The sequence below is a fragment of the Agrobacterium sp. GW821-FHT14E08 genome (genome assembly GCF_058803865.1).
Window position 1 is genome coordinate 1,059,528 of the sequence record NZ_JBXAPJ010000001.1, and the last position, 17,163, is coordinate 1,076,690.

Sequence of the window (17,163 nt, forward strand, 5' to 3'; positions counted from 1 at the left end):
TTAGACCCCGGCCGCCGCCGCAAACCCGGCCTCAAGATCCTTCTTGAGATCGACAATATCCTCAAGTCCGATCTGCAGACGGATGACCGGCCCTTCCGTCGGACCTTTGGCGATGGTCCTGTCGACAAGCGATACCGAAACGGCAAGCGATTCGTATCCGCCCCAGGAATAGCCAAGCCCGAAGAAGGTCAGCGCATTCAAGAATGCTGCCGCCGTCTGCTTATATTTCCCCTCTTCAGCTTTCAGCACGAAGGAAAACACGCCGCTTGCGCCCTTGAAATCGCGCTTCCAGAGGTCATGCCCGGCAAAGCTCGGCAAGGCCGGATGCAGAACGCGCACGACATCGTCGCGGCGTTCCAGCCATTGAGCGATATCGAGTGCACTTTTCTGATGGTGTTCCAGCCTCACTCCCATGGTCCGCATGCCACGCAGGATCTGGTAGGCATCGTCAGAGGTGACGCAGATGCCGAGATTGGTATTCGCCTGATAAAGCGCCTTCCAGTGCTTTTCATTGGCCGAGACAAACCCCATCAGCACATCCGAATGACCGGAGGGATATTTGGTGGCGGCATGAATGGAAACGTCGACGCCGAAATCGAGCGGCTTGAAATAAAGCGGTGTTGCCCAGGTATTGTCCATCGTCACGACGCAATCATGCCTGTGGGCGACCTCGGCGATCAGCCGGACATCCTGAATCTCCAGCGTATTTGAGCCCGGCGCTTCCAGATGCACAAGCTTCGTATTCGGGCGGATGAGCGCTTCAATGCCTGCACCGATCGACGGATCGTAATACTCAACCTCAACGCCGAGCTTCTTCAGCATCGTATTGCAGAAGCGGCGCGTTGGAAAATAGACCGAATCGACGATCAGCGCATGATCGCCCGCACCGAGATAGGCAAGAAACGGCACGGTGATCGCTGCAAGCCCCGACGGCACGAGAATCGTTCCGAAAGAACCCTCGAGCTCATTGACGAGATTGCAAAGCGCATCCGTCGTCGGCGTTCCGTGGGTGCCATAGGTATATTTCTGGTTTTCAGTCGAAAGCGTCTCGGCGTCGGGGAAAAGCACGGTCGAGCCGCGCACGATGGGAGGATTGACGAAACCGAAACAGTCCGCGGGATCGTTACCGCCATGGGCCAGGCGCGTATTCATACCTGCGGCGGAACGCAGGTCATTTGTCTTGGTCATTTCAGATCAGCTTTCGAAGGAATATTGACGCGAGCGACAATGCTAAGAGCGGAGGGCAAGGTCAAGTCCCGTAAAACAGTGCCAGACATGTCGATTGATGCATCGCGAAACAGCATACAAGAAGTATACAAAAATCGTGCAAGTGCAAATTTTCGCAAAAATATGCTTATATTTTCACCCTTTGCACACTTCCCGACCAAAATCTGGAAAATTCCGTTTTATAGGCACAATTATTGCCGGCACGTCTTGACCCCGCTGCCAATTGCGATTGTGATAGAAAAAGCGGATCGAAAAGGTCTTGCTGAAGGGGGAGCTGGGGTAAAACAACGATGCCGGTCCCCTTCCATTGACGATAACAAACAAAGGTTGGGAAAAATGAAAAAGGCAATTCTGTCAGCCGCTATCGGCGCAGCAGTTTTGGGAGGAGCCTCGGTCGCTTCGGCTGCGACGCTTCAGGATGTGAAGTCGAAAGGTTTCGTCACCTGCGGCGTGAGCGCGGGCATTCCGGGATTTTCAAATCCCGACGACAAGGGCGAATGGTCCGGTATCGACGTGGACTATTGCCGTGGTATTGCCACTGCGGTTTTCGGTGATCCTTCCAAGGCAAAGTTTGTCGCCCTGTCGAGCAAGGACCGCTTCCCGGCCCTCCAGTCTGGCGAAGTCGACGTTCTGACCCGTAACACCACCTGGACGATCAGCCGCGATACGTCGCTCGGCTTCAACTTCCGTACGGTCAACTATTATGACGGCCAGGGCTTCATTGCCAAGAAGGGCCTGAATGTTAAGTCCGCGCTCGAGCTTTCCGGCGCCGCCGTCTGCGTTCAGACCGGCACGACCACCGAGCTCAATCTCGCCGACTATTTCAAGACCAACAATCTGCAGTACAATCCGGTGGTTTTCGAAAAGGAAGCCGACGCAACCTCTGCCTATGATTCCGGCCGTTGCGACGTCTACACCACCGACCAGTCCGGTCTTTACGCCATCCGCCTCAAGCTGAAGAACCCGGACGACAACATCGTTCTGCCCGAAGTCATTTCCAAGGAGCCGCTTGGACCGGCCGTTCGCCAGGGTGACGACCAGTGGTTCGACATCGTGACCTGGGTTCACTATGCGATGGTCAATGCCGAAGAACTGGGCATCACCTCCAAAAACGTCGATGAACAGAAGACCAGCGCCAACCCGGATATCAAGCGTCTGCTCGGCACCGAAGAAGGCACCAAGATCGGCACCGATCTCGGCGTGACCAACGACTGGGCTTACAACATCGTCAAGCTGGTGGGTAACTACGGCGAAGTCTTCGACCGCAACGTCGGCGCCGGCTCGCCGCTCAAGATCGAGCGTGGCCAGAACGCATTGTGGACCAAGGGCGGCCTGCAATACGCACCGCCGGTCCGTTAATCGGCCCCATCCTCGGTTAGAGGCTGAAAGGAGGCTGGGCAAAGCCCGGCCTCCCATTTAAAATTATATAAATAAGCTCGCAAAGAGCATATAAAAGGGAAAGGTGCCTATGGCAGGCAACGCGGTCAGTTCGCAACGATCGCGCGCGCAAAGCGCGTCGTCACTTATCAACGATCCACGCATTCGAGGCATTTTCTATCAGGTTCTGACAGTCGTCATCCTGACCGCCTTCGTCTGGATCATCGTGACGAACACGATCACCAATCTTCAACGGGCAAACATTTCATCCGGCTTCGGCTTCCTCAATGGAAGAGCCGGTTTCGATATCGGCCAGTCGCTCATCGCCTATACCAGCGATGCGACCTATGGCCGGGCGCTGCTCGTTGGCATTCTCAACACGATCCAGGTCGCATTTTTCGGCATCATCGCCGCCTCGATCATCGGTTTCATCGTCGGTATCGCGAGACTTTCCAGCAACTGGCTGATCTCGAAGCTGGCGCAGGCCTATGTGGAAATCTTCCGCAACATCCCGCCCCTGCTCGTTATCTTCTTCTGGTACAAGGGCGTTATTTCCGTCCTGCCGCAGGCGCGCGATTCGCTGGAGCTTCCGCTTGGAAGCTACCTCAACAATCGCGGTTTCTTCTTTCCGAAGCCCCTCTGGGGCGAAGGCACCTGGCTTATTCCGCTCGCCTTTCTGGTCGCCATCGTCATCAGCGTCTTCGTTTATCGCTGGGCGAAGGCCAGGCAGGAAAGAACCGGCCAGCAGTTCCGCACCGGAATAACGATAACGCTTCTCGTCATCGGCCTCCCCGCCGCGACATTTCTGGCGCTCGGCGCACCACTGACATTCGACTACCCGATTGCAGGGCGCTTCAACCTGTCGGGTGGCGCGGTCGTCGCTCCGGAATTCATGTCGCTGTTTCTGGCTCTCTCCTTCTACACCGCCTCCTTCATCGCCGAGATCGTTCGCGGCGGCATCAAGGCCGTGGCCAAGGGCCAGACCGAGGCAGCGGAAGCACTGGGCCTTCGCCAGAGCACGACGACGCGTCTGATCGTCGTTCCGCAGGCGATGCGCATCATCATTCCGCCGCTGACAAGCCAATATCTCAACCTGACCAAAAACTCCTCGCTCGCGGTCGCGGTCGGTTTCGCCGACATCGTTTCCGTTGGCGGCACGATCCTCAACCAGACAGGACAGGCAGTCGAAGTCGTTGCGATCTGGCTGGTCATCTATCTCTCGCTGTCCATTCTCACGGCCGTGGTCATGAACTGGTTCAATGCGAAAATGGCCCTGGTGGAGAGATAATCGATGACGATCAGCAATCACGCTTTCGTGCGACAGACCATCGAGGATGCCAAACCCGCGCCGTCGAGTGCGGTTGGCATCAGCCATTGGCTGCGTACCAAACTTTTCGCCACGCCGAAGGACACGATCCTCACGGTTCTCGCCATCGCTTTCCTCGCCTATCTTCTGCCGCCACTCATCGACTGGCTGTTCATAGATGCGGTGTGGAGCGGTAGCGATCGTATCGCCTGCCTGACCGCCTCCCAGGGCGGTGCGCTTCCGGACGGCCAGTCCGGCGCGTGCTGGGCCTTCGTTTCGGCAAAGCTCGGGCAATTCGTCTTTGGCCGTTACCCGCTCGACGAGCGCTGGCGTCCGATCCTCGTGATGGTGACCTTCGCCATCCTGCTCGTGCCGATGCTCATCCCGAAGGCGCCGTTCAAGCGGCTCAATGCCCTGGCGCTTTTCATCATCCTGCCCTTCATTGCGTTTTTCCTGCTCATCGGTGGCGTATTCGGCCTGCCGAAGGTGGAGACGCAGCTGTGGGGCGGCCTGATGGTGACCCTCATCCTGTCGTTCTTCGGGATCACGGTCTCCCTGCCCTTCGGCATTCTTCTGGCACTCGGCAGACGGTCGAACCTGCCGGTCATCAAGATGCTCTGCGTGCTTTTCATCGAAGTCATCAGAGGCATTCCGCTGATCACCGTCCTGTTCTTCGCCAGCATCATGCTGCCGCTGTTCCTGCCCGACGGCTGGACCTTCGACAAGTTCCTGCGCGCACTGGTCGGCGTGTCGCTGTTCTCCTCGGCCTATATGGCGGAGGTGATCCGCGGCGGCCTGCAGGCCATTCCGAAGGGACAATATGAAGGGGCGGATTCGCTCGGTCTGAACTACTGGCAGAAGACGCGGCTGATCGTGCTGCCGCAGGCGCTGAAGCTGGTCATTCCGGGCATCGTCAACACCTTCATCGGGCTTTTCAAGGACACGTCGCTGGTCTCGATCATCGGCATGTTCGACCTGCTCGGCATTGTCACACTCAACCAATCGGATGCGAACTGGGCGACACCCGTCACAGCGATGACTGGCTATATTTTCGCAGGCTTCGTATTCTGGATATTCTGCTTCGGCATGTCGCGTTATTCGCTGTTCATGGAACGGCACCTCGACACCGGGCATAAACGATAAGGGACGCTCAAATGGCAGAAACCCAAGCAAAAAAACTGACCGTTTCGGCTACGGACGTGGCAATCGAAATCGTCGGCATGAACAAGTGGTACGGCGACTTCCACGTGCTGCGCGATATCAACCTGAAGGTCATGAAGGGTGAGCGCATCGTCATCGCCGGTCCTTCGGGTTCCGGCAAGTCGACCATGATCCGCTGCATCAACCGGCTGGAAGAACATCAGTCGGGCCTGATCAACGTCGATGGTATCGAACTCACCAACGACCTGAAAAAGATCGACGAAGTGCGGCGCGAGGTTGGCATGGTGTTCCAGCACTTCAACCTCTTCCCGCATCTGACGATCCTCGAGAACTGCACTCTGGCGCCGATCTGGGTTCGCAAGACCCCCAAGAAGGAAGCCGAGGAAATCGCGATGCACTATCTGAAGCGCGTCAAGATTCCCGAGCAGGCCCACAAATACCCGGGCCAGCTCTCCGGCGGCCAGCAGCAGCGCGTGGCGATTGCCCGCTCGCTTTGCATGAAGCCGAAGATCATGCTGTTCGACGAACCGACATCGGCGCTCGACCCTGAAATGGTCAAGGAAGTGCTCGACACCATGGTCGGCCTTGCCGAAGACGGCATGACGATGCTGTGCGTGACGCACGAAATGGGCTTCGCCCGTCAGGTCGCCAACCGCGTCATCTTCATGGACCAGGGCCAGATCGTCGAACAGAATTCGCCCGCCGAATTCTTCGACAATCCCCAGCACGAGCGCACCAGGCTGTTCCTCAGCCAGATTCTGCACTGAGGCAGCGATCACCAAAGAATCATCAAACGGGGCCTTTCAGGCCCCGTTTTTTTTTGCAGAAGTAGTACGCCACACTCACCGTCATCCTCGCCCTTGAGGCGAGGATCCATGGGCGGCTGGAGAGTGGATCCTCGCCTCAAGGGCGAGGATGACGGCAGGCACGTTCTACCTCATCACTGCCTCACTGTTAGGTTCCAATCCAGCCAACAGCCGCGCTGAGTCGTCATCTTGCGGCATTGACCCCAAGCAAAAGGCCTCGAAAACAGCGACACTCCGACGCTTTAACCATTTGTTACGAAACAAGAATCCTTGTTTTTCAGGGCTTGTAGCGGCGCATGTCATTTTTTTGTCAAATCATGCATTTTTCCGCTTGCGGACCAACCGGAGCCTGACTATAAGGGCGCCACACCACAAGCGCACGCGCCCTTCGTCTATCGGTTAGGACGTCAGATTTTCATTCTGAAAAGAGGGGTTCGACTCCCCTAGGGCGTGCCACTTGCCTTCGTGTTTCCCCTTCAAGATATGCAATAACGCGATTTGTCACGATCGTTCTTCGATCGAGCATCCGCAAATTTTCCATCGCGACGATGGCGAGGCTGGAACCGATTCCCGGCCGGTACGTTAAAATGCTGTCCCCCCGATGGAAGGCGAGCCGGGCGAAATGCCGGTGGGCAAATTATACGGCTTGCCTTTCCCTCCTCCCCGATTTCCGTACCGCCAAACCAGCGATCAATTGAAGCCAGCTAAGGCTTCAGCAATCGCGCAATTCGTTTGACCAAGCCAAAAACCGCTCCAAATCACTCAGCGATAGAGCCGTTATTTCAAAGCTTTGGCCTCTCCCATCACGGTTTTCCACAGCCCTTCCGCTCCGAGTAAAAAAACTCGTCATGAAGCGAAAAAAATCAATTTTTCCGCTTGCGGACCAACCGGAGCCTGACTATAAGGGCGCCACACCACAAGCGCACGCGCCCTTCGTCTATCGGTTAGGACGTCAGATTTTCATTCTGAAAAGAGGGGTTCGACTCCCCTAGGGCGTGCCACTTGCTTCTCCTGAAAAATCAGCATTCTGTATAAAAAACTTCACGTAACGCGTGAACGTAAGGACGATCGCCGTTTCCGGTTCGTCCCTGAGTTTTACCCCGAAGAATTCAAACAGATTGGCGACCCTGTCAGGGTGCAAAAGCCGCGTCCAGAACGCGCAGCTGCACACGCCTCTGGCCCTGCCATAGATCGGCTCCCACCGTGCCTGCGACGTGGATAGACCTGCCGCGTGCATTCAGCAGCATCTGCCCCAGCGGCGCCTCTGCGGCGCGGAATGCGATGCCGTCCAGCCGGGAGCCATCCATGGCCTCCAGCGTGATCTTGACGTGAGCGGTGCCGACAAGGCGTACATCCCGCAGGCGATGGGCAGGCACGGCGAAAATCGGTTGGGAATGGCCTGATCCATAAGGACCGGCCTGCTCCAGCTGGTCGACAAGCTGTAAAGTCGCGCCAGACGCACCAATGGCACCATCGATCTTCAGCACGCTGCTTTCCACCAGCTCGCTCACCGTCTTGACGGCAGCCTCCTCGAAGAAGGTCCTGAGTTTCCCGAGATTGGCGCGTTCCACCGTGAGACCCGCAGCCATGGCGTGACCGCCGCCCTTGACCAGCAATCCAGCCTCCACGGCAGCGCGCACCATACGCCCCATATCAAAACCATTGATCGAACGGCCGGAGCCGGTGCCCTTGCCGGAAGGATCGAAGGCAATGGCGAAAGCCGGGCGACGGAAACGGTCCTTCAGTCGCGAGGCAAGCAGGCCGACGATACCCGGATGCCAGTTTTCCCGGGCCGTGACGATGACACCGGCGCCTGACCCGTCGCCATATTCGAACAGCGCCTCCGCTTCGGCTTCCGCCAGCATCGCGGCTTCCATCGCCTGCCGCTCGCGGTTCAGCTCGTCCAGCCGTTCCGCGATCACCTCGGCCTGCGAAGAATCGTCGATGGTCAGGAGACGGCTGCCAAGTGCAGCATCGCCGATACGGCCGCCGGCATTGATGCGTGGCCCGATCAGGAAGCCGAAATGATAGGGTGTGACAGGTCCGCCAAGCCCGGCCTTCTTGAACAGCGCCGCCAGCCCCGCATTGTTCATATGGCGCGCGGCAATCAGTCCCTTCACCACATAGGCACGGTTCAGCCCCTTCAGCGGCACCACGTCGCACACGGTCGCAAGGGCAACGATATCGAGAAGCGACAGCAGGTCCAGCGTGAAGGCCTGCCTGTTGCGCCTGTCTTTCAGCAGCCTGAGTGTAGCGACCAGCACGAGGAACACCACGCCGGCGGCGCAGAGATGCCCCTGCCCCGAAAGATCGTCCTCCCGGTTGGGATTGACCAGCGCAACTGCCGGCGGCAGTTCCGAGCCGACCTGATGGTGATCGATCACCACCACATCGGTGCCCGCATCCTTGGCGGCCTGCAGCGATTCATGGCTGGTGGAACCGCAATCGACGGTAACGATCAGCGTCGCGCCATTGGCGGCAAGCTGCTGCATCGCTGCCGGGTTCGGTCCATAGCCCTCGAAAATCCGGTCGGGAATGTAGATTTCCGGCGCAATCCCGAAATGCGCGAAAAAGCGGTACATCAAGGCGGAAGAAGCAGCACCGTCAACATCGTAATCGCCGAATATCGCCACCTTCTCGCCGGTCTCGATGGCGCGCACCAGCCTCTCGGCCGCCTTCTCACAATCGGTCAGCATGTGCGGATCGGGCATCAGCGAGCGGATGGTGGGATCGAGGAATGCCAGGGCGTCATCGACACCCACCCCGCGCCCGGCAAGCACCCGCGCGATCAATTCAGGAATGGCATGGATTTGCGACATGGCCAGCGCACGGTTCTGTCCGGCCTGATCCAGCCGCGACACCCAGCGCTGCTCTGTCGCCGACCGCTCCACGCTCAGAAACGCGCGGGCAACGGTATCGGCCGGCTCCATCATTGCCATCCTGTCCATTCATCCTGTCGTGTATATGCGCATCCGCGCCTTTTCTTACACCGGGCTAAATGGCGATGGCGGGTTTTTCAAGCAAAAACGCCTGTGCAGGGTTTCACACCGAAAAAATCGAGAAGAACGGGCTGACGATGGATACCGCACCGACCAGCAGCAGCAGCGAGAACACGGCAAGCGAACACCAGTTGCGCTCATAATCGGCAATATCGAATTCCATGCTTCGAATATTGTCATTGGCACTGTGTGGCCTGACCCGATGATGGGTGGCCAGAACGCCTTCGCGCTTGTTGTCCTTGAAAAGGATAATCGATGTCACGGCCACGCCTCCCTCGCTTGGTGAACATCATTAACCATAGAGCCGAATCGTGTTGCATTCCAGCGGTTCTGAGGCCGTTCCTACAAATTTTATGGTGGCTGATGCCGCGAGCCCGAAACCGGTTTTCAGATAAAAAAGACCGCGCATCCAAATGGAGGCGCGGCCCTCATGTTCAGAAAAGTGGTGAAGCGTCTCAGGTCCGCTCGATGCGGATGACCTGCGGCTCGCTGACGAGATATTTCTCGTTCTTGATCGCCTTCACCGCCTTGCGGATGGCATCTTCCATCGTCGCATGGGTAACGAGGATGATGGTCTGCGGCGCACCTTCCACATGCACGCGCTGGCGCTGCACGATGGATTCCAGCGAGATGTTATTGTCAGCCATGCGGGTGGCGATGGAGGCGAAAACGCCGGCCTGATCCTTCACCGTCAAGCGAATGAAATAGCCGCCTTCATGGCTCTTCATCTTGGCGCGGCGATAATCGGCAAGCGATTTTGCTGGACGGCCAAGCACCGGAACCTGCTGGGCGCCGGGACGGCTCTTGGCGATATCGGCGATGTCACCGAGCACGGCAGAGGCCGTGGCATTGCCGCCCGCACCCGGACCAACCATCAGGAGTTCACCGAGGATATCGGATTCGATCGCCACCGCATTGGTCACGCCGTCCACCTGCGCGATGACGGAATCGAGCGGCACCATGGTTGGATGCACGCGCTGTTCGATACCGGATTCCGTCACCTGCGCCACACCGAGAAGCTTGATGCGGTAACCGAGTTCGGCCGCCGCCTGAATGTCCTCGCTGGAGATATTGGTGATGCCTTCCAGATAGATGTCGTCAGCCGAAATCTTGTTGCCGAAGGCAAGCGTCGTCAGAATGGCCAGCTTGTGGGCCGTATCGTTGCCGTCGATATCGAAGGCCGGATCGGCTTCGGCATAACCCAGCCGCTGCGCTTCCTTCAGACAGGCCTCGAAGGACAGCCCTTCCTTCTCCATCTTGGTGAGGATGTAATTACAGGTGCCGTTCATGATGCCGTAGATGCGCGACACATGGTTGCCGGTGAGAGACTCACGCAGCGCCTTGATGACGGGGATACCGCCGGCCACCGCCGCTTCGAAATTGAGAAGCGCACCCTTGTCTTCGGCGATGGTCGCCAGTTCGACGCCGTGCTTGGCCAGCAGCGCCTTGTTGGCTGTCACCACATGGAGACCGCGTGCGAGCGCGGCGCGCACAGCATTTTCCGCCTGACCGGAAGCACCGCCGACCAGTTCGACGAAGACGTCGATATCGGCTTCGCTCGCCAGCTGCTCCGGCGTGTCGAACCAGGTAATACCCGTGAGATCAATGCCGCGGTCGCGCGAACGGTCACGCGCACTCACCGCAATAATCTCAATCGCGCGTCCGCAGGTAATCGCAAGTTCGTTGCTTCTCTGCTGGAGGATGCGCACGAGCGAAGCGCCGACAGTGCCGAGCCCCGCTATGCCGATTCTCAATGAATCTGCCATGGGTATGTTCCTGATTGCTGTTGAGGGTGGCGGCCGGGACCCGGCCGCCTCGGGTTGCCCTATCTGTGGGCGTTAAGCGAAACGACATTGTGCATCGTTTCGTCTGCGCTCGACAGGAAACGCTTCAGATTGCGCGCTGCCTGACGAATTCGATGCTCGTTTTCAACGAGCGCGAGACGGACGTAATCATCGCCCATCTCGCCAAAGCCGATGCCGGGAGCAACGGCGATATCTGCCTTCTCGACCAGGAGCTTGGAGAATTCCAGGCTGCCGAGATGGCGGAACTTTTCCGGGATCTTCGCCCAGGCGAACATCGTCGCCGCCGGCGGCGGAACCTCGAAACCGGCCTTGCCAAACGTGTCGACCATGACGTCGCGGCGGCGGCGATAGACATTGCGCACTTCGGCGATGTCGGAACCGTCACCGTTCAGCGCATGCGTCGCCGCAACCTGGATCGGCGTGAAGGCGCCGTAGTCGAGATAGGACTTCACGCGCGTCAGCGCCGCGATCAGCCGCTCATTGCCGACGGCAAAGCCCATGCGCCAACCGGGCATGGAGAAGGTCTTCGACATGGAGGTGAATTCCACCGCAACGTCGATTGCGCCGGGAACTTCGAGAACCGAAGGCGGCGGATTGTTTTCGTCGAAATAGATTTCCGAATAGGCAAGGTCGGAAAGCACGATGATCTCGTGCTTCTTCGCAAAAGCGATGACGTCCTTGTAGAAATCGAGCGAGGCGACATGCGCCGTCGGGTTCGACGGGTAGTTGATGATCAGCGCCAGCGGCTTCGGAATAGAGTGGCGCACCGCGCGCTCCAGCGGCCCGAAGAAGCTCTCATCCGGCTCGACATTCATCGAACGGATAACGCCGCCCGCCATCAGGAAGCCGAAGGCATGGATCGGATAGGTGGGGTTAGGACACAGGATCACGTCACCAGGTGCCGTGATGGCCTGCGCCATATTGGCGAAGCCTTCCTTGGAGCCGAGCGTGGCGACGACCTGCGTATCGGGGTTCAGCTTCACGCCGAAACGGCGGGCATAATAGGCGGCCTGCGCACGGCGAAGGCCGGGAATGCCCTTGGACGAGGAATAGCGATGGGTGCGCGGGTCCTGAACGACCTCGCAAAGCTTGTCGACGATGGCCTTCGGGGTCGGAAGGTCGGGATTGCCCATGCCGAGATCGATGATATCGGCCCCGGCCGCTCGCGCGCTCGCTTTCAAACGGTTGACCTGTTCGAAGACGTATTGCGGCAGACGCCGGACCTTGTGAAACTCTTCCATCTCTTTCCTCATGGGAATGGACCGGTTCTGCCGGCCCATAACGAAGGTTCGTTTTTTGTTTTAAAACGCCGCCGACACGAACCGACCCGGCAGGCGTTATTCATTGTAGCGCAAAGAACGCGAAAACCTACAGGGCTTTTCTCGGCCCATGCGGCTTCGCGATCATCCGCCCGCGCTTCGGGCAAAGCCTTTTCGGCCCCGAAAGCAAGGCGGATCACGCAACAGGATCAAGGAACTTGCATAACGCCAGATTCTTGGAAAATGCAAGGCAAGCCATGCTCAAGAACGGCCATTCCTGTCGTTCAGCCGCGCTCGCCCTTCACAATTGCTGCGCGGATGACCGAAAGCACGCGTTCCGGCTTGATATCCGTGCAGACCAGCTGGCTCGGATGCCCGTCCCAGTCGCCCGGCGGAAAGGCGCGGCCATCCGGCTTCTGGATCGTCTGGCCATCGGCAAGACCGCCGCAGACCACACGTACCGGGCCGCTGCGGGTCTCAAACAGTTCGGGTTCAACGAGATAAACGCAGGCGCAGCTATCATGCACCACCATGCCATCGCCCGTGCGTGTCTTGTAGAAATCGATGTAGAATTGCGACAGGTCGGAAAGCAGCTGCACAGGCTTGCCGCCGGCCTTGGCCATCTCCACCATGAAGGCGCTGGTCATCACCGTTTTCGTCGTCACGTCGAGACCGACGACCACCACCCGCCAGGGGGCGGTGAAGACGAGATCGGCCGCCTCCGGATCGCCGTGAATATTGGCCTCGGCCGCCGGGGAAACATTGCCGTTCATATCGAAGGCGCCGCCCATGACGATGACCTCTTTCACCAGCGCCGCCACATCCGGCTCCTCGCGTAGCGCCAGCGCCAGATTGGTCATGCGGCCAACGGCAATCAATGTCACCTCGCCGGGATTGGCCTTGACCGTCTCGATGATGAAGCGATGCGCCGGGCGCGGATCAAGCGGCAGGTCGATGGTTTCAGGGATATCGATATCACCGAGACCGTTTTCACCGTGAATGAAGGTCGGCCAATGGCCCTCCTTGCGAGCCGGATCGAAGGTCACGCCAGCGCCCTTCGCAACCGGTGCGGTCATCTGCCATTCCCGCTTGAGGAAGAGCGCATTGCGGGTGGTGATATCGATGGGGGCGTTGCCGAAAACCGTGGTGACGCCGATCAGATCGATATCGGGATGGCGATGCAGGAACAGAAGCGCCATGGCATCATCTACACCGGGGTCCGTATCGAATATCACTTTATGCATAATGCCCTCATCCGTATGTCCTGAGCGTCACCGCCGCTTCTGGCGATGCGCCACGGAAACATACCGATAAGCGGCAGCACCGCAATCCCCCCGCCTGCCGGCGCTCAGAGAGAAAAATATTGCGCGGCAGTCTTTTCGGTGAAAGAAGAGGTCCTCTCCCGCCGCCTGCCCGGACATTCCAAGTGCAAGACATCGCCCTCAACGTTTTCGTCGTTCTTTTCTGCGTCGCCATCTTTGCCGGATTTATCGATTCCATTGCCGGTGGCGGCGGTCTCATCACCATTCCGGCCATGTTGATCATGGGCATTGCGCCGCTGGACACGCTCGGCACCAACAAGCTGCAATCGCAGTTCGGCTCGGCCTCCGCCACCATCGCCTATGCCCGGCGCGGCCATGTCAATCTAAGGGAACAATTGCCGATGGGCCTGATGGCGATGCTCGGCGGCGGGCTGGGCGCCGTCACCGCCGCCTTCGTGCCCGCCGATCTGCTGCGCACCATCATGCCGTTCCTGCTGATCGCGATTGCGCTTTATTTCGCCTTCAAGCCGCAGCTCAGCGATATCGACAGCCACCGCCGCATCACGCCCTTCGTTTTCGGCCTGACGGTTGCTCCGCTGGTGGGATTTTACGACGGCGTCTTCGGCCCCGGCGCGGGTTCGTTCTACATGCTGGCCTTCGTGGCGCTTGCCGGGTTCGGCATGCTGAAGGCAACCGCCCATACCAAGCTTCTGAACCTCGGTTCGAACTTCGGCGGCTTCGTCGTTTTTGCGATCGGCGGTGCGGTTCTCTGGAAGCTTGGCCTCGCCATGGGTGTAGGCCAGTTCATCGGCGCACAGATCGGCTCGCGCTTCGCCATGAAGAACGGCGCAAAGATCATCCGGCCACTGCTGGTGCTTTCCTGCCTGGCAATGGCGACGAAGCTGCTGCTGGATGCCTCATCCGCATGGTCCATCGCCACGATCTGGGATTCGATTTTTCCGAAATAGCGGGTTGAGCGTTTCCATCAGAACCGGAAACGCCGTTAACCTCACCCGGCAGCGCGACCGCGTCTGCGATCGGCAATTTCCCTGATCACCACCATCGCGCCGACAAGCTTGTAGGTGGAGGAATAACAGGGCGACATTTCCAGCGACTTCACGACGGTGCGGCCGTTCTGGTCTTCGGCGTAAGTATATTTCGACGTATTGCCCTTGAAGCAATTGTCCAGCTTCTCACGCAGATCGTTCTGAAAGCGGTGTACGCCGACAAGCTCGGCGATATGACATCCAACCAGCCCCTCCGGCGCATTGCGCTGGAAGGCATCGAGAGCATTGGCAAAGGACACGCGATAGCCGGGAGAAACGATGACTACGGGCTCGTCCAGGTCGTTGAGCATGTCTTCATCGAGCACCAGATGCCTGTGGTGCCACTCCAGAGTGTCCTCGTCCTCGTCACCGATGACCTTGGCCTTCAGCGGCATGCCGACATAACGGTCGACCAGGGTTCGCAGAAGCTCGGAGTTGCGCTGCACGCAGCCGAGATCTTCCGCCTCATGATTGAGGAGATCGATGGCGAAACGGAACTGCTCGCGAATATCCTCGGAGCTTCCAGTCTGACGCCCGACAACCCGCTCGAGAAGCTGCTCCAGTTCACGCTCCAGCACCGCGATCTTGTCGGCCTCGTTTTTACCAACGGCAGATTGCAGTTCCGTATAACGCAGCCAGAACAGCTCAATCAAATCTTTCAACCCAACTCTCCCTGAACGGGCAAACACACACCGTTCCAAATCCGAACGGATGGACCCTGTATCCCCTTATTGTAGCGTCTGCGCGTTTAAAAATGACGTAACAAAGCGCGCAAACGCCGCAGGGATTGTTGTCCAAAATATCACAGCCGACGCTATTTTTTCAATTTCGATAATCCATGAACGAAAAATGAGGTTCCACTAATATGGAAAAATATCGAAATACACAAATTCGCGGCCGAAATTTGTGCAACTCAAACACAATCAACGGCGCGGCAATCGCTTCAAATCCGGTGCTTCACGTCCCAGCGGTCGTGATACCACAGCCATTGGCCGGGATATTCGCGCACCCAGCTTTCCACCTTGTCGTTCAGAAGCTGTGCGGTCGCCTGAATATCGACATTGCCTTTTTCGTCGCGCGGGATCTCGACCTTCGGCTCGATTTCCAGCCTGTAGCGGTTGTCCGGCAGACGCACGCAGCGGGCGGGATAGACATCGCAATTGAACTGCCGGACCAGCTTGGCCAGAAGCGGGTTGGTGCGAACCTCAAGCCCGAAGAACGTCGTCGTAAGCCCCTTGCTGAACTTCTGGTCAACGAGAACGCCGACACCGCCGCCCCTTTCCAGCTGCCGCGCGAGCGCAAAGGAAGAGCCGGCATGTGAAGGCACGAGATTGCCCATGCGTTCCTTGCGGAAATTGAACACCTTGTCGGCGACATACGGATTGTTCGGCGGCCGGAACAGCACCGTCACGTCGAGACCGAAGGCGGAGCTGGCCACCGGCAACAGCTCGAAATTGCCGCTATGGGCGGTAAAGACGATGAAGGGCCGCGGATTGTCGCGCAGTTCCAGAAAGCTCGGAATACCCTCAACCTGAATACGGCCGGGCTCGTTCTTCTCCGGATCGAAATCGAAAAGCCGGTCGAGAAAGACATATTCCGCCGCCAGCCGGCCCATATTGGCCCAGCTGTCCATGGCGATCTCAAGCCGCTCCTCCTCGGACTTCTCCGGAAAGGCGCGCGCCAGATTGTAAAGCATCAGCTTGTGGCGGCCGGTTTTCGGCCCCACGAAGCGCGCCAGCCGGTCGGCGGCGCGAATGCCCGCATCGGCGGGAAAAAGCTTCAGCAGGTTGAGAAGGCCGAAGGCGAATGTCGCAATCAGCCACTGCCGGAAGTGGTCCAGTTTCAGGACGATCCGTGTCAGGAACAGCTTCAAGATGCTCAGTCCATCCGCAGAACGATCTTGCCGAACACCTGGCGCGTTTCCATGCGCTCCAGCGCCCTGTCAATATCGTCGAAGGTCACTTCGGTGTCGATGACGGGGTGAACGATGCCGCGCGCCATCTTCTGCATGGCATTGGCCATGTTTTCCATGCGGCAGCCGAAGGAGCCGAGCAGCTTCAACTGCTGCTGGAACAGCATCATCAGGTTGATATCGGTGGAGACACCTGACGTGGAGCCGCAGGTGACGAGGCGGCCACCGCGCTTCAGCGAGAACATCGAGGCCACGAACGTGTCCTTGCCGACATGTTCGAACACCACGTCGACACCCTTCTTTTTCGTCAGCTTGCGCACGACGCCTTCGAAACGGTCGGTCCGGTAATTGATGACGTGGTCGGCGCCAAGCGCCTTCGCCCGTTCGATCTTGTCGTCGGAACCAACAGTGGTGATGACGGTGCAGCCCATCTTCTTGGCAAGCTGGATCGCCGCCGTGCCGATGCCCGAACCGCCCGCATGGATGAGGATCGTTTCGCCGGGCTCAAGCTTGGCATTGTCGAACAGCATATGCTCGACCGTACCGAAGGTCACGGGTGCCAAAGCCGCAGCAACGGCGTCAATGCCATGTGGTGCCGGCACGAGCTGGCGCGCCGGAATATTGATCTTCTCCTGCGCAAAACCATCGAGATGGAAACCGTGCACGCCCTGCACATGTTCGCACAAATTGTCGCGGCCTTCGCGACAGGGCTTGCACAGCCCGCAGGTGCGCGCGCCATAGATCGAAACGAGCTGGCCGGGCAGCACATTCGATACGCCCGGACCGATGGCTTCGACCACGCCCGAAGCCTCGGCACCAATGGTGAGCGGCATCTTGCGCTTGGCGAAAGCCATGCCGCGCCAGCCCCACACGTCGATGTGGTTGAGCGCAACGGCCTTGACGCGCAGCGTCACCTCGCCCGGCGCCGGTGCATCCGGTTCGGGCAGGTCCACTTTTTCGAGCTTCCGGTCGTCGACGAGTTGAAGAGCGCGCATATTTCAGT

Annotated in this window: 14 protein-coding genes and 2 tRNA genes; 7 read left to right on the forward strand and 9 right to left on the reverse strand. The window is 58.6% G+C overall.

Going from position 1 to position 17,163, the window contains the following annotated elements:
* The gene (locus AC1ROR_RS05255) at positions 1-1,188 is read right to left on the reverse strand and encodes a cystathionine beta-lyase (RefSeq protein WP_498588802.1); all 1,188 of its coding nucleotides are present in this window, start codon (positions 1,186-1,188) and stop codon (positions 1-3) included.
* Positions 1,189-1,563: 375 nt separating this feature from the next.
* Between AC1ROR_RS05255 and AC1ROR_RS05260 the strand changes: the two genes are divergently transcribed.
* The 6 genes from AC1ROR_RS05260 to AC1ROR_RS05285 all read left to right on the forward strand — a co-directional run bounded on the left by AC1ROR_RS05260 (position 1,564) and on the right by AC1ROR_RS05285 (position 6,878).
* Positions 1,564-2,586: an amino acid ABC transporter substrate-binding protein gene (locus AC1ROR_RS05260; protein WP_003495880.1), complete on the forward strand. Its 1,023-nt coding sequence runs from the start codon at positions 1,564-1,566 to the stop codon at positions 2,584-2,586.
* Between the two features lie 109 nt (positions 2,587-2,695).
* Positions 2,696-3,892: an amino acid ABC transporter permease gene (locus AC1ROR_RS05265; protein WP_080834524.1), complete on the forward strand. Its 1,197-nt coding sequence runs from the start codon at positions 2,696-2,698 to the stop codon at positions 3,890-3,892.
* 3 nt (positions 3,893-3,895) lie between these two features.
* Entirely contained in the window at positions 3,896-5,053 is a 1,158-nt protein-coding gene (locus tag AC1ROR_RS05270; RefSeq protein ID WP_035223317.1) for an amino acid ABC transporter permease, read from the forward strand.
* A gap of 11 nt (positions 5,054-5,064) precedes the next feature.
* Positions 5,065-5,838 (forward strand): amino acid ABC transporter ATP-binding protein, encoded by a 774-nt coding sequence (locus AC1ROR_RS05275; protein WP_003495874.1) that lies wholly within the window; start codon positions 5,065-5,067, stop codon positions 5,836-5,838.
* Positions 5,839-6,258: 420 nt separating this feature from the next.
* Positions 6,259-6,333, forward strand: a tRNA-Glu gene (locus tag AC1ROR_RS05280).
* A gap of 470 nt (positions 6,334-6,803) precedes the next feature.
* Positions 6,804-6,878 (forward strand) — tRNA-Glu (locus AC1ROR_RS05285).
* 129 nt (positions 6,879-7,007) lie between these two features.
* Here the strand turns inward: AC1ROR_RS05285 and recJ are convergent.
* The 5 genes from recJ to AC1ROR_RS05310 all read right to left on the reverse strand — a co-directional run bounded on the left by recJ (position 7,008) and on the right by AC1ROR_RS05310 (position 13,184).
* Positions 7,008-8,816, reverse strand: coding sequence for a single-stranded-DNA-specific exonuclease RecJ (gene recJ, locus AC1ROR_RS05290; RefSeq protein ID WP_080834529.1), 1,809 nt, complete (start codon positions 8,814-8,816; stop codon positions 7,008-7,010).
* Between the two features lie 103 nt (positions 8,817-8,919).
* On the reverse strand, positions 8,920-9,144 hold the full coding sequence (locus tag AC1ROR_RS05295) for a hypothetical protein (protein ID WP_498588803.1): 225 nt from the start codon (positions 9,142-9,144) through the stop codon (positions 8,920-8,922).
* Between the two features lie 187 nt (positions 9,145-9,331).
* On the reverse strand, positions 9,332-10,642 hold the full coding sequence (locus AC1ROR_RS05300) for a homoserine dehydrogenase (protein ID WP_498588804.1): 1,311 nt from the start codon (positions 10,640-10,642) through the stop codon (positions 9,332-9,334).
* 59 nt (positions 10,643-10,701) lie between these two features.
* Complete coding sequence (locus AC1ROR_RS05305) at positions 10,702-11,922, reverse strand: LL-diaminopimelate aminotransferase (RefSeq protein ID WP_035223305.1); 1,221 nt, start codon at positions 11,920-11,922, stop codon at positions 10,702-10,704.
* A gap of 302 nt (positions 11,923-12,224) precedes the next feature.
* Positions 12,225-13,184 (reverse strand): nucleoside hydrolase, encoded by a 960-nt coding sequence (locus AC1ROR_RS05310; protein WP_498588805.1) that lies wholly within the window; start codon positions 13,182-13,184, stop codon positions 12,225-12,227.
* Positions 13,185-13,366: 182 nt separating this feature from the next.
* Here AC1ROR_RS05310 and AC1ROR_RS05315 point away from each other — a divergent pair, with 182 nt between their 5' ends.
* Positions 13,367-14,170 carry a TSUP family transporter gene (locus tag AC1ROR_RS05315; RefSeq protein ID WP_080834540.1) on the forward strand — a complete coding sequence of 268 codons (804 nt, stop codon included), beginning with the start codon at positions 13,367-13,369 and terminating at the stop codon, positions 14,168-14,170.
* Between the two features lie 41 nt (positions 14,171-14,211).
* Here the strand turns inward: AC1ROR_RS05315 and AC1ROR_RS05320 are convergent, their stop codons facing one another.
* The 3 genes from AC1ROR_RS05320 to AC1ROR_RS05330 all read right to left on the reverse strand — a co-directional run bounded on the left by AC1ROR_RS05320 (position 14,212) and on the right by AC1ROR_RS05330 (position 17,155).
* Positions 14,212-14,910, reverse strand: a complete 699-nt coding sequence (locus AC1ROR_RS05320; protein ID WP_035223295.1) for a nitrogen regulation protein NR(II) — start codon at positions 14,908-14,910, stop codon at positions 14,212-14,214.
* Positions 14,911-15,191: 281 nt separating this feature from the next.
* Complete coding sequence (locus tag AC1ROR_RS05325; RefSeq protein WP_498588806.1) at positions 15,192-16,121, reverse strand: lipid A biosynthesis lauroyl acyltransferase; 930 nt, start codon at positions 16,119-16,121, stop codon at positions 15,192-15,194.
* 5 nt (positions 16,122-16,126) lie between these two features.
* Positions 16,127-17,155, reverse strand: a complete 1,029-nt coding sequence (locus tag AC1ROR_RS05330) for a zinc-binding dehydrogenase (RefSeq protein WP_035223289.1) — start codon at positions 17,153-17,155, stop codon at positions 16,127-16,129.
* Positions 17,156-17,163: the final 8 nt, after the last annotated feature.